Annotated in this window: 16 protein-coding genes; 9 read left to right on the top strand and 7 right to left on the bottom strand. The window is 46.4% G+C overall.

Translation table 11 applies throughout. From position 1 onward, the window contains the following. Positions 1 to 36: 36 nt before the first annotated feature. Positions 37 to 414 carry a PilZ domain-containing protein gene (locus tag ACAN54_RS08435; RefSeq protein ID WP_379152953.1) on the bottom strand — a complete coding sequence of 126 codons (378 nt, stop codon included), beginning with the start codon at positions 412 to 414 and terminating at the stop codon, positions 37 to 39. 279 nt (positions 415 to 693) lie between these two features. On the opposite strand from ACAN54_RS08435, the gene ACAN54_RS08430 reads away from it, so the two are divergent. Further along, the gene (locus tag ACAN54_RS08430; protein WP_379152951.1) at positions 694 to 2,286 is read left to right on the top strand and encodes an ABC transporter substrate-binding protein; all 1,593 of its coding nucleotides are present in this window, start codon (positions 694 to 696) and stop codon (positions 2,284 to 2,286) included. Positions 2,287 to 2,471: 185 nt separating this feature from the next. Here the strand turns inward: ACAN54_RS08430 and ACAN54_RS08425 are convergent, their stop codons facing one another. From ACAN54_RS08425 to ACAN54_RS08405, 5 genes are read right to left on the bottom strand one after another with little or no spacing between them, the layout of a single operon-like run. After that, on the bottom strand, positions 2,472 to 3,389 hold the full coding sequence (locus ACAN54_RS08425) for an MBL fold metallo-hydrolase (RefSeq protein WP_379152949.1): 918 nt from the start codon (positions 3,387 to 3,389) through the stop codon (positions 2,472 to 2,474). A 14-nt stretch (positions 3,390 to 3,403) separates the two neighbouring features. Then, entirely contained in the window at positions 3,404 to 4,429 is a 1,026-nt protein-coding gene (locus ACAN54_RS08420; RefSeq protein ID WP_379152947.1) for an ABC transporter substrate-binding protein, read from the bottom strand. A gap of 37 nt (positions 4,430 to 4,466) precedes the next feature. Further along, positions 4,467 to 5,231, bottom strand: coding sequence for an ABC transporter permease (locus tag ACAN54_RS08415; protein ID WP_379152945.1), 765 nt, complete (start codon positions 5,229 to 5,231; stop codon positions 4,467 to 4,469). Continuing rightward, positions 5,215 to 6,003, bottom strand: coding sequence for an ABC transporter ATP-binding protein (locus tag ACAN54_RS08410; protein ID WP_379152943.1), 789 nt, complete (start codon positions 6,001 to 6,003; stop codon positions 5,215 to 5,217). The genes ACAN54_RS08415 and ACAN54_RS08410 overlap by 17 nt, the downstream gene beginning before the upstream one ends. A gap of 29 nt (positions 6,004 to 6,032) precedes the next feature. Then, positions 6,033 to 6,695 carry a Crp/Fnr family transcriptional regulator gene (locus ACAN54_RS08405; RefSeq protein ID WP_379152941.1) on the bottom strand — a complete coding sequence of 221 codons (663 nt, stop codon included), beginning with the start codon at positions 6,693 to 6,695 and terminating at the stop codon, positions 6,033 to 6,035. Between the two features lie 261 nt (positions 6,696 to 6,956). Between ACAN54_RS08405 and ACAN54_RS08400 the strand changes: the two genes are divergently transcribed. The 6 genes from ACAN54_RS08400 (at position 6,957) to ACAN54_RS08375 (ending at position 11,563) form a co-directional block, all read left to right on the top strand. Beyond that, entirely contained in the window at positions 6,957 to 7,541 is a 585-nt protein-coding gene (locus ACAN54_RS08400) for a TetR/AcrR family transcriptional regulator (RefSeq protein WP_379154167.1), read from the top strand. A 20-nt stretch (positions 7,542 to 7,561) separates the two neighbouring features. After that, positions 7,562 to 8,383 carry a substrate-binding periplasmic protein gene (locus ACAN54_RS08395; RefSeq protein ID WP_379152939.1) on the top strand — a complete coding sequence of 274 codons (822 nt, stop codon included), beginning with the start codon at positions 7,562 to 7,564 and terminating at the stop codon, positions 8,381 to 8,383. A 42-nt stretch (positions 8,384 to 8,425) separates the two neighbouring features. Then, complete coding sequence (locus ACAN54_RS08390) at positions 8,426 to 9,070, top strand: amino acid ABC transporter permease (protein ID WP_379152937.1); 645 nt, start codon at positions 8,426 to 8,428, stop codon at positions 9,068 to 9,070. A gap of 19 nt (positions 9,071 to 9,089) precedes the next feature. Further along, entirely contained in the window at positions 9,090 to 9,836 is a 747-nt protein-coding gene (locus ACAN54_RS08385) for an amino acid ABC transporter ATP-binding protein (protein WP_379152934.1), read from the top strand. Between the two features lie 17 nt (positions 9,837 to 9,853). Beyond that, a complete protein-coding gene (locus ACAN54_RS08380) occupies positions 9,854 to 10,288 on the top strand; it encodes an OsmC family protein (protein WP_379152932.1) in 435 nt (144 codons plus the stop codon). A gap of 291 nt (positions 10,289 to 10,579) precedes the next feature. Then, the gene (locus tag ACAN54_RS08375; RefSeq protein ID WP_379152930.1) at positions 10,580 to 11,563 is read left to right on the top strand and encodes a diaminopimelate dehydrogenase; all 984 of its coding nucleotides are present in this window, start codon (positions 10,580 to 10,582) and stop codon (positions 11,561 to 11,563) included. Between the two features lie 112 nt (positions 11,564 to 11,675). Here the strand turns inward: ACAN54_RS08375 and gdhA are convergent, their stop codons facing one another. After that, positions 11,676 to 13,058: an NADP-specific glutamate dehydrogenase gene (gene gdhA, locus ACAN54_RS08370; RefSeq protein WP_379152928.1), complete on the bottom strand. Its 1,383-nt coding sequence runs from the start codon at positions 13,056 to 13,058 to the stop codon at positions 11,676 to 11,678. An 828-nt stretch (positions 13,059 to 13,886) separates the two neighbouring features. Between gdhA and ACAN54_RS08365 the strand changes: the two genes are divergently transcribed. Together ACAN54_RS08365 and ACAN54_RS08360 are read left to right on the top strand one after the other, a co-directional pair. Further along, positions 13,887 to 14,948 (top strand): S-layer homology domain-containing protein, encoded by a 1,062-nt coding sequence (locus ACAN54_RS08365; RefSeq protein WP_379152926.1) that lies wholly within the window; start codon positions 13,887 to 13,889, stop codon positions 14,946 to 14,948. 429 nt (positions 14,949 to 15,377) lie between these two features. Next, the gene (locus ACAN54_RS08360; protein ID WP_379152924.1) at positions 15,378 to 15,611 is read left to right on the top strand and encodes a hypothetical protein; all 234 of its coding nucleotides are present in this window, start codon (positions 15,378 to 15,380) and stop codon (positions 15,609 to 15,611) included. Positions 15,612 to 15,633: the final 22 nt, after the last annotated feature.

Below are 15,633 nucleotides of genomic sequence, written 5' to 3'. Positions count from 1 at the left end.
CATTCCCTCAGAAGGAATGCTCCTTTTTTGTTCCTATTAACGAACCAATATTTTACCTTCGCCGGCCAGTGTGCGTAGTATTCTTGGAAGACGGTCACGATCAGCTTCGGGAATATCCAATTGAATACCGTAATGAAAGGTGCCCTCCTGCTCCCTGTTCCATTTCAACGTTCCTTCTATATAGATAGTTTCTAAGGAAAGATTCATCTCCATACCAACACGTACCTGATTAACATCCGGATTGACGTTCAAAGGAATCGACAGGCGGCATCCCGAACGGCTGATGTCATACAGTACGGCATTTACAGGCTTAGGAGGAACCGGAGTTCCATTGATGGTAAGAATATGAAGATCGAATTCAACAGGTTCTAAAAGGGTGTACCGAAAGGGCTCGGTTCTGCGGTTACTAATCATATGCTCCTCCAACCTTTTCCAAGTAGTGTATTCTAAATTTATCGACATGGAAACGGGAGAAGTGAAGAGCTTTGGGCATCTTGACTATTTAAGACAATGAATTCACATTCTGTTCAAAACCCCTATTTCAGGCACTGTAGTTCTGTTATATACATACTGCATTGATGAAGTCGTTGCAAAAGTATGTATAATCGTTGACGGCCTGCATTCAATGAGGAGTAACTTTTCTTTATACTATGAATGTAAACGATTACATATATCGATAGGGGGCTTAATCTTTTGAAGAAACTAAGAGGGTTGACACTGCTGTCAGGTATTCTAACTCTGTCGCTTCTAAGTGCGTGTGGAGGCAATAATAATGGTAACACTGGAGGGAATGCGGCGGATCCTACCGCTTCTGCTGCAGCAACACAGGCTGCGGGAGATAATACTCAGCCTGCCGGGGATGCGGGCACAGTGGATACATCCAAGCCAGTCACACTGAAGATGATCTTCGTGGGACCGAAACCAGTCGATTATGATACGGTATTTGCGGAGATCAATAAGAAGTTGAAGGAGAAGATCAATGCCACGGTAGAAGGCGAGTTCCTGGACTGGTCGGACTGGGCGCAGAAATATCCGCTCAAACTTGCGGCCAACGAGAATTTCGACCTCATTTATGCGGCGAACTGGGCAGGGTATAACGATCAGGCTCTCAAAGGCGGATTCCTGGAACTGACCGATGATATGCTGCAGAAGTACACTCCGTTAACCTGGAAGGCAATGCCAGAGGTGAGCTGGGGTCAGGCAAAGGTGAATGGCAAGCTCTATATGGTGCCTCAGAACCGCGGGGAAACTGTTGAGAAGCTGATTCTGTACCGGGAGGACCTCCGTAAGAAATACAACCTGCCGGAGATCAACAGCCCGGAAGCGTATGCAACTTATCTCAAGACGATCGCCGAGAAGGAGAAAGGCGTTACTCCATTCGTGCCGGAGACGGGGGACTGGAAGCTGCATAATCTGGACCGGGTGCTGCTGAAGCAGCAGAACGAATGGAACATGCTCGACTTTGATCTGCCAATTGGCTTCAAGTTGACCGACCCTGCCGGTAAAGTATTCAATGTATACGAAACGCCGGAATTCAAGGACCTGATCTACTATTATAAGGATCTGGCCGATAACAATGCCTGGTCAAAAAGTGCATTGAACAGTAAGCTGGATCACCAGCAGGAGTTCAAGGCCGGGAAGACGGCTTCTATTACACACAATCTGGGCACCCTTGGCGCTCTGATGACTGATATGCGGGAGAAGAAAACACCTTATGAATTAGCACTGGCAGACATTACACCGGATAAGAAGAAATCTGTGGCTGTCTCTACTCAGAACGGGATCGCTATTCATTCGACCTCGAAGAACCCGGAACGGGCGCTGATGATGGTTGATCTGCTGCAGAACGATAAGGAACTGCATGATCTGATCATGAACGGAATTCCTGCTGTACATTACAATCCGGTTGGAGAAGACAAATACACGAATGCAGAAAAGAACGCCAACTTCACTGGTTTTTCCAATTGGGGCTTTAACTCGCCGCTGAACCGGGACAATGCTTCCTTCCCGGAAGAAGCGAACGCGCTGACAAACAAATGGGAAGGAGAGGTGTACCACTATCCTCTGGAAACCTTTGCGTTCGATAATAGTAAGGTCAAAACGGAAGTCGCTAACGTAGGCAATGTAATGCTCCAATATGGCATTCCGCTGGAGTATGGAACAGTGAAAGATGTAGACAAAGGTTTGGCAACCTTGCAAAAGCAGGTAAAAGCTGCCGGAATAGACAAGATTATTGCAGAAGTACAACGTCAGATCGATGAGTTTTTGGCCAAATCGGCAAAATAATTATGTATCAGAATGAGTTAACTTGTTTCCGTTGGTTGTTATACTCAAAGCATAAAGAAGAGCCCGCATTCTGCGCGGGCTCTTCTTTATGTATTAGTCAACTTTGTCAATAAGGATATTGAACCTCTCCTTACAGCAGACCTTAAATTAACTATAGAATCTTGAATATACTGGTTCAAGTATACTCACAATTCAAACTCCATTAAATCACGGCCCATGGTGATGGGACCTTTATAAATCTCCTGCATGCCTGTACTATACTCTGCTTCTGCTTCTACCGTTTCTGCTGGTGCGGGGATGTGATGGGTGAGCACCAGATGCTTTACCTCAGCCTGCTGGGCCATTTCAGCTACTTCGTGTGTAGTGGAATGGTATTTGGCGGGATTGGATAGGGAGGCTGCTTGATCCGGGAATTTCTCAATCAGGGCATCTAACCATCTCTTGTTATAGGATTCATGAACTAGAAGATCAACTCCCCGGCTGTATTTAACCATGTTGTCAACGGGAATGGTGTCACCTGAAATGACCACAGACTTCCCATTATACTCAAACTTATAGGCAATCGCAGGATAGACGGGTTTATGATCGACTTCAAAAGCTGTAATCTTGATGCCCTTTTGCTCATAAATTATGCCTTCATTGCATTCAAAATAGTTGATATTGGCCCCTTCGTCAGCCGAGAGGTTATAGTTAATTCGCAGATTGACATCGAAATCGAAGGCCAAGCGCATCTTGCCGATAATCTCCTTAGTGTTGGTAGGTCCATAAACATTCATTGGCGTTGAGCGGCCCTGAAATACCTGATTGGCATTGACATGGGTGCGCCAGCTGGAGATGAATACATCGAAGAATCCCGAGTTATGATCGCTGTGATGATGAGTGAAGAGAATATCTGAAATCCGCTGCGGCATGACACCCGCTTTAAGGAGCTGATCTACAGTAGCACCACCGCAATCTACCAAGAAGGTATTCTCTCCGGCTAGAACGACCACACCTGCTTTGGCCCGACCTTGGAATGCCCGTGGTGTGCCTGTGCCCAATATAATCACCTTTAAGTTCTCATGAAAGCTCGGTTCTTGTTTGTTCTGATCTTGTATTTGCATATAGTTGTATCTCCTTATCTGTCCTTTTTCACTTCATTTAATAACGATAAATCGATAAACTTGCTTAGGTCGAGCTTATCCTCAGTAATATCCTTGATGTATCCTGCGTCAAAAGACACCTTAGCCATGGTCTCGATAACCTCCGGATCAACCTCATCGGTTAGGTTCAAATGTTCTATGGCGCCTTTGATTAATTTGACGTCCATGCCTTTTCCACTTAATTCTTTAAGCTCTGCGCTAATTGCTTCATAGGCTTCTGCAGGATGCGATTGAATAAAGTCAATTCCGTCCAAATTGGCCTGGATCGCTCGTTTGGCTAGATCACGATGCGATTGCAGAAATTTGTCGCTGGCTACTAACAGGGTTAAAGGGTAGTTGCCATCATTTGGCGGGATTTTGTCCCAATCGACCAAGACCTCGCCAGTGCCTTCCTCTACCATCTGCATTCCCCAAGGCTCCGGAATTAAGGTAGCATCGACTTCTTTCTGACGCATGGCGACCAACGTGTCTGCTGGAGCACGGGTGATAATCTGTACGCCGGATGTATCCGTCGACACCTTCAGACCTTCCTGTTCTAAAAGTAAACGCAAAGAGATTTCATTGGTGCTGCCTTTGGTGGGAACAGCTACGGTTTTGCCCACTAGGTCCTTCACGGAATGGATGCCGGCATCTTTGCGGGCAATGAAGACCGCACCTCCATTATTCGAACCGGAAATGATCCGAAAGTTCTCACTCTTCAGAAACTGGTTGATGGCAGGCCCAGGACCCACAAAGCCCAGATCAATCTGGTGGGTTGCGATGGCGGTAGAGAAGTCAGAGCCGTTGTCAAAGGCCGTGACTTCAATCTTAACATTGGCCCCGAAGGCATCATGGAAATAGCCGTTCTTCAGGGCAATGAAGGCTGGAGCATGGGTTACATTTTTCAAAAGCCCAATATGAACTGTCAGATTACCTGTTGTTGAAGCGTTCCCGCCATTATTTCCGCAAGCTGATACGACCAGAGTGAATACTAGTAACAAGACGACCGATAATTTTCTCATGATTGTGCCCCTTTACCTTGGAGTGGATGATTTCAACTTATCCTTTGGCTGAATCTAAGCAGTAGCGGAGCATAATACGATCCTCCAGCCTTTTGAAGCACAAATGATCCGACAGGGTGCCGATCACGGCGATGATAATGACAACACACAGGATCGTTGCGGTATCGCCAATGCTGCGGCTGTCCTGCAGTGTCTGGCCCAGTCCCAGCCCTCTGGCAATAAGCTCACCAGCAGTAAGTGCGCGCCAGGCAAATGCCCAAGCCACGCGGACTCCGGTGATGAGATGAGGGAAAGCCGCGGGAAGCATCACTTGAAAAAACATCTTAAACCCGCTGCCCGTACCCATCATCCGCGCCGCTCTTAAATGGATGGTGGAGATATTCAGAATGCCGGTTCGGCTGGCCATAGACATGGTCCAGGTTGCGCCGATGGTGGTGATGAAAATAACGGAGGTATCGTTAAGTCCGAACCAGATGATGGCGAAAGGCAGCCAGGCAATACTGGGAACTGTCTGCAGTGCAACGACCAGGAACCCAAAGGTTTCATCAAAATAACGAAAACGGGCGAATAAGAATCCCAGCAGCGTACCGATTCCAATGGCAAGAACAAACGAAATCAATAAGCGGCGCAGACTAGAAAAGGTAGCCTCCAGCAAATTCCCCTTCGTAAATCCATCATAAAAGGCTTGATAGGTCTGCAATGGAGAGGGGAACTTCCAGCCCCATTCGAAAATCCGGTAACTTAGCTCCCAAGCAATAACAAGAATAATCAGAAAAATAATCCTTCTAAATGCTGTATTCATGATCTATCTCCCCTTGAACAACCTTATCCAGTTCATCTGTCAGAACTGCCAGAATTTTTGTTTCGAGAGAATGGATCAAAGGATCATCCAGCGCATGAGGGCGGGAGGCCCGGACGGCGAACTCCTGTTTAATCCGTCCGGGCTGTGTGGACATGACTAACACACGTTCAGACAGAAGAATAGCTTCGCGAATATTGTGAGTGATAAACAAAATGGTTTTCTGCGTTTTCTGCCAGATCTCCTCCAGATCCTTTTGCAGAATATAGCGGGTCTGCTCATCTAAGGCGGCAAAGGGCTCATCCATTAATAAAATCTCCGGGTCCATGACCAGCGCTCTGGCAATCGCAACCCGTTGCTTCATCCCGCCGGAGAGCTCATGCGGATAACGTTCCACGAACTTACTTAAATGCACGGCTTTAATCTGCTCATAGGCCAGCTCATAACGGTCTTTTTTGGATAAGCCCCGCTGCTTTAATCCAAAGGCAACATTGTCGAGTACGGTTAACCAAGGAAAGAGCCCGTGCTCTTGAAAGACGACAACACGGTCCGAGCCCGGTGACGTAATGCGCTGCCCGTTGGAGGTAATCGAACCCTCATAGGAAGTCTCAAACCCGGCGATCAGGTTTAATAAAGTAGATTTCCCACAGCCGGAAGGACCTACCAAGGACACAAATTGCCCGCGTTCTACTTGGAAGGAGACCTGATCCAGTACCGTGTAAGGTTCTCCTTTCCGCTGCTTGAATACTTTGCTGACATTGTTGATTTCGATCATGTGATCACCTTCCTGACCCAAGCGCCTCATTAAATATCTGTGAAAAAGCGGTTTGGATGATTTATGATAATTTTCTTATGGCTGTAGTCAATAAGTGCTTTCTCACGCCATTTATTCAAGGTTTCGGTGACCGTCTGTCTGCTGCAGCCAATTACATAAGAAATCTCTTCATGACTGAGCTGCAGTTGCAGATGGATCTGCTCATCTTTCCGAGTGCCCATCTGGAATATTAACCAGGCTAATCTCCATGCCACAGGCCGACTGATTAGCGTCTCAACCATGTTTTGGGTCTGCAATAGCCGATGGGCGCCGATAACCGCTAAAGAGTACGCAAACTCAGCGTTGGTCTTGGCTAAATCCAGAAATATCTGCCCGTCTAACGTGATCATCTGACAGTCTACCAGGCACTTGGCATATCGTTTGCGTTGAAGGTTCGCCAGCAGCTCCGCATTCCCGAAGATCTCACCGGCATAACGTAGAAAGAGGGTAATGCCTTGACCTTCCTGAGAGGACTGTGAAATTTTCACTAAGCCTGTGTCTACATAAAAGACTGCATTGGCGGGATCATTCTCCAAAAAAATGAATTCGTTTTTCTTATAGGATTTTGGGGTTCCGTATTCTTGAAAGACACGAAGAAGGACCTCCTTGATCTGCTGCTTCTCTAATAAATCCAAGGGTTCAATGGAATCCATAAATAGGTCACCTCTTATCGGAAGAGTCTATAGAACAATAATTCACAGTAATCATATGTGATATATGTATATTAACACAATATATGCGTAAAAAATGTCGTGTAGCTGACAATAGGAAGAAATATCAAGAATCTATTGACAATAACACAGTTATCCTATAGGATTTGAAAAAAGACAACTGACTGACGAATCAATCAGGAGGAGGGACAGGGATTGCCTATAGATGACAACAATGGAAACATAGATCGTAGAAATCAACTTATGCAGATAGCTCTGCAGAAGTTTGCCAGACTTGGATATCATCAGACGAAAATATCTGACATCGTTCAAGAAGCTGGTGTAGCGCAAGGCACCTTTTACTGGCATTTCAAGAGTAAGGAAGCTATTGCACTAGAGATTATCGACACGGGCAAGGAGCAGCTGCTGCAAGTGATATCCCAAGGTTATCGTCAAGATCCGGGAAATGTAGCGGATATGGTAAAAGCTTCAGAAGCACTGTTCCACAGGTTGTTCAATTTCGCCGCAGAGAACCGCCATCTGATGGAGATTCTCCTGATGGGAAATGGAGCCGACCATACCATAAGGACACGTATTTCGGCTACCCGAAATGCGATGGAGCAAGCTTTTCGCCGGAATATCGAAAGAGCAATTGAGCTGCAAATGCTGCCTGAGGGAATAGACGTTGAGCTTCGCGCTGCACTGTTGATGAGTATGTGTGACGGTTTGCTCTCACGCTGGTTATTTGGCTCCGAAGACATTCATTCTAAGGTTGCAGAAGCCTCGGCACAGCAATTAGCGAGTGAATTGGCCAATTTTGAATTTTACGGATTGTTGGGAAAACTATAGATAAAGGGAGAGAAACAATAATGATAAAACGTAAATTTGCTGTGGTTACAATAACCGCTCTAGCGGTGTTTGGTCTGGCTTTAAGTGCTTGCGGTGGTAAATCCGACTCGGGGAATACGGCTGCAAATGAACTGGAACAAATTAAAAAAGCAGGTGTGATTAAGGTTGGTACAATGGGAACCTATCCGCCGTATACCTTTTTGAATGATAAGAAAGAAGTAGACGGTTTTGACCCTGATATCGCCAAGGAAATTGCCAAACGTCTTGGAGTAACAGCAGAATTCACAACTCAAGATTTCTCCGGGCTGATCCCAAGTCTGCAAGCGAAGAAATTCGACATCGTCATTAGCCAGGTTACGATCACAGATGAACGTAAGGCACAAATTGATTTCACGGATTCTTATATCACGAACAATGTCAAGATCATCGTCAATACCAAGAATACAGATATCACGAAGCTGGAAGACTTCAAAGGCAAGAAGATTGGTGTTGGACTGGGAACAAACGATGAAACCTACCTGCGTACCGAAGTGCTGCCAAAGGTTGGGGATTTTGAGATCAAGACCTATGATGATGTCATTACTTCATTGAAAGATCTGGATGCCGGCCGGATTGATGCTACCATTAATAATCTGTATGCCTTGAAGCCGGTAGTGGATGAGAATGGCTTTCAGATTAAAGCCGTTGGCGAAGCTATCAAATCCGATATGGCGGGTGTAGCTCTCCGTAAGGATAACACAGAACTCCGGGATGCTATGAATAAAGCATTGGCAGATATGAAGGCAGACGGCACCTACGATACTCTTTTTCAGAAATGGTTCAATGAGACACCTGCAAAATAAATGTTGGAGCGTGCGCCCTATGGCGGGAAGGGGGTAGTATCTATGCAACTCGTATTCGACAACCTGCCCTTCTTGCTGAAGGGCGCCGGATATACCTTGATTTTGACGATCGTCTCCATGTTCTTTGGTTTGATCATCGGGCTAGTGGTGGCGATTGCACGGCTCAAAGGGAATCCGCCGATTCGGTGGATTGCCCGTTTCTATGTATCTATTATCCGCGGTACACCGCTCCTGGTACAGATAGTAATCATTTATTATGGGCTTGTGGATTATGGAATTACGCTGGGTTCCCTGACAGCAGCCTATATTGCGCTTAGTGTGAATGCCGGGGCTTACTTGTCCGAGACGTTTCGCGGGGCCATTCTATCTGTTCCGCAGGGACAACTGGAGGCTGCGTATTCAACCGGAATGACGCCATGGCAGGCTATGCGCAGAATTGTGCTGCCTCAGGCCATGCGTATTGCGATCCCTCCTATGGGCAATACGTTTATTGGTATGCTGAAGGAGACCTCACTCGTATCGGTGATCACAGTCAGCGAACTGCTGCGTCAAGCACAGCTGCTCATTGCGCAGTATTATCAATATATGCCTTTTTATCTGGGAATCGGAATCATGTATTGGATTATGAGTACAGGGTTGGCCTTCATCCTGGAGAGGGTTGAACGGAGATTAGCCAGAGCTTACTGAACATGGAGATGACATTAATATGATAACGACTATAGGCTTATCTAAGCATTTTCAGGATCATGAAGTGCTGAAGAGCATCAATATACAGGTGGCCGCACAAGATATTGTCGTCGTCCTGGGACCTAGCGGTTCAGGGAAAAGTACATTGCTTCGCTGCTTAAATGGTCTGGAGGACATCTCGGGCGGGAGCTTTGAAGTGAACGGGATTGTGGTGGATGCCGCAGCCTCCAGACGTACGCGCCAGCTGGCCACCCGGAATATCCGTAAGCAGAGCGGGATGGTATTCCAGCAATTCAATCTATATCCGCATAAAACAGCGCTCGGCAATGTAATCGAAGGTCTACTTACCGTGAAGAAGCTGCCGAAGGATCAAGCGGTAGCTATAGGCCGAAAGCTTCTGGACCGTGTTGGACTTGCGGATCGTGAAGAATATTATCCTTCCCGACTTTCCGGCGGGCAGCAGCAAAGAGTGGCAATTGCTCGTTCTCTGGCCATGGAACCTGCGGTGATGTTATTCGATGAGCCTACTTCTGCGCTTGATCCCGAGCTTGTAGGTGAGGTGTTGAGCGTAATGCGCGAGCTTGCCCAGGAGGGCATGACGATGCTGGTCGTAACACATGAGATGAAGTTTGCCCGTGAGGTGGCCTCCAAAGTCATTTTGATGGCAGATGGAAAAATTGTCGAAGAAGCCGCTCCGCAGCGGTTTTTTGAAGATCCCCAAGAGGAGCGTACGCGGAGATTCTTACGTCAGATCAGCGAAATTTAAGGAAGAAGGTATATATTATGAAAGTATCGACCATTTGGAAGGGTAAACGGATGTTTAATTCCACAGGGCCTTCAGGTTATTCCGTAGGAATGGATGCAACTCCCAAATACGGCGGAAACGGCGAAGGGATGACTCCGATGGAATTGCTGCTGGCAGGTTTGGGAGGCTGTATGGGTATCGATATCACAATGATACTGGATCGATTCCTGCCTGAAATCACACGCCTCGAAATTGAAGCAGACGGAACACGCAAGGAAGCGAATCCTTCTGGATTTACAGCGATTGACCTGTATTTTCATATCGATGGGAACGTCCCCGATTACCGTCTCTGGAAAGCCATCCTGATGGCTGAGGAGAAATACTGTGCCGTCTCTGATTCACTCAAAGCAGAGATTCACCCGCATCTAATCCTCAATGGAGTAGAAGTAGAGAAACCAGAGAAAGCTAATTAATGTTATGAGAGGACTGTAACAGGAGAATCATGAATCTGCTGGTTCAGTCCTCTAACTCCCCGCATGTAACTTCACATTCTAGTAACCTACCTTTTCCAGAGACAATAGTAAACGAACCAATCTCAGAGCCGCAGAATCTTCTATACGTCATTTTGCTGGCTTATCACAACTTTGGCTTCAACAATCAGGAAGTGAAGGTCTGTGGTATAATGTTTACATTTCGTGTAATGTATATATACTTATAATTTATGAAGAATATATTTCCGGAACAAGTGGAAAGGGAGGATTATATTGAATTCAACAATCAAAGTTGGGATTGTCGGGTATGGAAATTTGGGTAGAGGGGTTCAGCAGGCCATTGCACAAAATCCGGATATGGAGCTTGCAGCCATATTCACGCGCAGAGATCCACAGCAACTAGCTGAGATCACGGGTGTGCTCACAGAGCATATTTCCGCAGCCGATCAATATATAGGCAAAGTCGACGTTATGATTCTATGCGGCGGATCGGCTACGGATTTGCCGGAGCAGACACCGCAGCTTGCTGGATTGTTTAATACGGTGGATAGTTTTGATACCCATGCCAAAATTCCCGATTTCTTCAACGAGGTTAATAAGTCTTCGCTGGAAGGAGGGAAGGTAAGTGTGATATCAACGGGATGGGACCCGGGGCTCTTCTCCATGAACCGTCTGTTGATGCAGGCAGTTCTTCCGGAAGGTGAGGAGTATACATTCTGGGGCACCGGGGTCAGCCAAGGGCATTCGGATGCCATCCGCCGTGTTCCGGGAGTGAAGGCAGGCGTACAATATACCGTACCTGTCCAAGAAGTAATTGACAGCATCCGGGCCGGAGAAACACCACAGTTGTCCACCCGCGAGAAACACTGCCGGGAATGTTTTGTCGTGGCGGAAGAAGGAGCGGACCGCGATGAAATTACCCGGCTCATTGTTGAAATGCCGAATTATTTTGCCGATTATGATACATCCGTCACCTTTATTACGGAAGAAGAACTTGCATCCGGGCATTCAGGCATGCCGCACGGCGGTTTCGTTATTCGCAGCGGGTCAACAGGCGGCGGAAGCAAACAGATTGCGGAATTCGGGTTGAAGCTTGGCAGTAATCCCGAATTTACGGCCAGTGTGCTGGTGGCCTACGCCCGGGCAGCCCATAGGATGAACCGTGAAGGAAGCAAGGGAGCAAAGACGGTATTCGATATTCCTCTGGGCTACCTCTCCAGAAAATCGGCAGATACACTGCGTCGGGAGCTTCTGTAAAGATTTGATTGGACTATCAATATAAATGAAAGACCCACAAGGGGCTAAGCCGATGAACTGGCTTCATTCTTGTGGGTCTTTTTGTCAGAATCAATCTTATGCATGCGAAAATTTATACAATACCCTGAGCAATCATACAATCAGCAACTTTCAGGAAACCGGCAATATTGGAACCGGCTACCAGATTACCAGCAACGCCATATTCTTCTGCCGCCTGCATGGAACTACAGTAAATATTTTTCATAATCTGCTGCAGCTTCTCATCTACTTCTTCAAAGCTCCAAGCCAGTCTCATGCTGTTCTGGCTCATTTCCAGACCGGAGACTGCTACCCCGCCCGCATTCGCCGCTTTGCCTGGAGCAAACAGCACATTATTCTCAAGGAAGAGTTCAACCGCTTCAATCGTGGTGGGCATATTCGCCCCTTCGCCGATCGCCTGGACCCCGTTACGAATTAACGTTTGGGCAGATGCCTTGTCGAGCTCGTTTTGGGTAGCACATGGCAAAGCGATATCGCAGGGAAGGTTCCAAATTCCGATACAGCCTTCCTGGTATTCGGCATGAGGATGTTCTTTCACGTATTCGCTGATGCGCAGACGTTCGGTTTCCTTTAGTCTTTTAACAGTCGCCAAATTAATTCCCTGAGGATCATGGATGTAACCATCCGAGTCACTGCAAGCTATAACCAACGCTCCAAGCTGCTGAGCCTTCTCGATAGCATATATGGAGACGTTGCCTGAACCAGATACAACAACCCGGCTATTACGTAAACTGGTTCCCCGCGCTGATAGCATTTCCTGTACAAAGTATACACAGCCGTATCCAGTAGCTTCCTTACGAGCCAGGCTGCCGCCGTACGAAATTCCCTTTCCTGTAAGTATTCCGGCTGCATGCCCGCCGTGAATCCGCTTATATTGCCCGAACATATAACCAATTTCGCGGGCGCCAACACCAATATCACCGGCAGGAATATCCGTATCTTGACCAATGTGGCGGTATAACTCAGTCATGAAGCTTTGAGTGAACCGCATAATTTCTTGATCCGACTTATCCTTGGGATCGAAATCGCTGCCTCCTTTGCCGCCGCCCATGGGCAGACCGGTCAAAGCATTTTTGAAAATTTGCTCGAAGCCCAAAAATTTGATAATACCAAGGTATACTGAGGGATGGAAGCGGAGTCCGCCTTTGTAGGGGCCGATTGCGCTATTGAACTGAACGCGGAAGCCGCGGTTGACCTGGGTTTTGCCGGAATCGTCCACCCATGGCACACGGAAGGAGATACTGCGTTCAGGTTCAACGAGCCGCTCCAGAATACCATGATTCATATATTGGGGATGATGGGCTAGAACGGGTACAAGACAATCCAGAAATTCCTTGACGGCTTGATGGAACTCAAGTTCATGCGGGTCGCGGAGTTGGACATCGGCGTAAATTTGCTGTACATACTTTACAGCCTGGTTAAAAGTTTCTGAAGTAACTGAAAGAAGGGTGGACACTTTAACAAACACTCCCTGTCTGATCGTGGATTGGGTAACACCGGCCTTATTAGAATTTTTAATAAGTTTATATAACCTAACATCAATTTACCAATCAAATATTTTTCGCGAGTTTATTGAAAAAATCTATGAACCTTTCATGACGGGTTATATTTGAACCACGATTGATCCAGTCCATTTACTATTAATTTGTGAAGAATCGAGAATAATCCACCCATCAATTATTTCTGTAAGTGATTTGGGTTGAAGTATCGACTTTTCCATGACCTCATCAACTCACTACCAACTCTCCAAATCAGAATCAAGTGCCCAATCCTGATACTTCTTCGTGAAACTTATGACAGTGCTAATTGGCCTTATAGTAGAGTCATACACACATTTCAGATAAATCCAGTAAACAAAACTGATCCCCTGCGTCATTGTAAATTGTGAACCAACAGAGCATTTAACTCCAGTACGTGTTAGCTGCCGCGAATGTGGCTGTTTTGGATGCCTTAAAACTGCTTTCTCAGCATTCTTCTCCCCGGCCTTTTTGCCGAGTATCTAAGTCTGGCTGTGATAGCGGTCATTCACTCGGGTACCCATCACTTAAAAATGATCCCTCGCCGAATTGATGCATCAGATATTTCATTGCAACCAATAAGAGGAAGAGACATCACTTTCTGTTAGTTTTAAGATTAATTATTTACCAATCTATCTTTTATATGTAAAAGTATTGACTTTTCTAAATCGTTAAAAATTAAAATTCTTTATTTTTATATTTTACTGGTATATTATGCAACTATGAACTAAGAGTCTATTAAATCATAAGAAGGAGTAGTGGGAAAAATGAAAAGGAAAATTGTGAGCACTGCGATTGCTGTATTCCTGTGCTTAAACGGTTCGATTAGCCTTGCCCAGGCCGAGATAAAAACCTCTGCCGATTTTACCGATTTAAAGGATCTGGATGCTGCGACGAAAGCTAAGTTCGATGCATTGATTTCAGCTGGCATTTTCGACGGTATATCAGATAAGACATTCGGGTTAAAAGATGAAATGAACCGTGCCCAGTTCGCCAAGGTTGCCGCGTTGATCACGGGTCTTAACGTCGAGACTTCACTGAAGACATCCAGTTTTAAGGACGTCAAAGCTGATGACGCCGCTAATGGCTATGCACTACCTTACATAGAAGCAATTAAAACTGCCGGAATTACAGATGGATACGGTGCAGGGGTATACGATCCGGCCGGCAAGGTTACCAAAGAACAATTAGCAACGTTTCTGGTTAGAATCTTGGGTAAAGACAAAGAAGCTAAAGCCAAAACTGGAACCGATACAACGGTATCCGATTGGGCGCAAGGTTATGTCGCTCAGGCAATATCATTGAAATTGTTGTCTGCAGGTACAGATGGAAAGTTTGGTGGTCAAGCTAATGCAACACGCGATCTGCTCCTTACTGGGGCGTATGAAGCCAAGCAACAGTATGTGCCGCTGACAAAAGTAACACCGACACCAACACCGACACCGACACCAACACCGACACCAACACCAACTGTAGCACCAACTGTAACATCAACACCGTTGCCAGCACAAACCTTTGATCCGACGCCAACACCGGAGTTAACGCCAACGCCGGAGCCGACACCAACGTCAACACCGGAGCCGACGCCAACTCCGACGCCGGAGCCGACACCGGAGCTAACGCCAACACCGGAGCTAACACCAACGCCGGAGCCGACACCAACGTCAACACCGGAGCCGACGCCAACTCCGACGCCGGAGCCGACACTACCACCAATTCCGACATTAACGCCGACACCGACGTTCTATCCGATACCAACAATGCCACCGATGCCGATGTGTCCGAATCCGACTGAGCTATTTCCCAATTGTACAATTCTTATTCCATAAATGTTATACACCTTATCTGCGTGGGGTGTAGCTTTAAAAGCATATTTTTTGAACAAGTTTGTTGCCGCCATCTTTTGGCGGCTTTTGTGTATCTATACACGGCTCACCCAGAATCTCAACGCTTAACAGCCGCTTAATTTCCAGCACAAAGAACCTGCATTCAGCACAGGTTCTTTGTGCTACTCTTCCTATATCCTTTTGTAAAAGATTATGCCTGAATGCTACCCGCAGTACAGCATGCTTCTTCTGTACCAAAGGATTTCCACCCCACTTGTTGACTCCGGCATAGAAAATACATCGCTCATGGCACTCTCACCCTATGGCGATGTATTTCCTCTTAAGCTAATTGTCTGATCTATCTTAGTTCTGGCTCTTCTCCCGTCGACAACGGATTCTCCTCATAGCTAATTGAAGGCTTATCTAAGGTTTATGAATAAAGCTGGGTACCCATATGAATTCGAAGATATCATCAAGGTAAAAGTTGGTGGAAAAAAGATGTACAAGTTGAAGGGGACCGTTGATTATGGAACTGCTGTTGTAACTACACAAGAGGTTTACAGCACACTAATAGATGAGTATGCACTCTGTTTCATTGTTACCTACATAAAGGATGAGGAAAAAGCTGAAACGGATAGGATTCTAGAATCTGTGGCTTTTAAATAAGATAGGGGGCTCTTCTTAGCTT

The sequence above is a fragment of the Paenibacillus diazotrophicus genome, from assembly GCF_042610465.1.
Note: the sequence above shows the minus strand (reverse complement) of the source record. Positions and strands in the feature narration are given on the sequence as shown.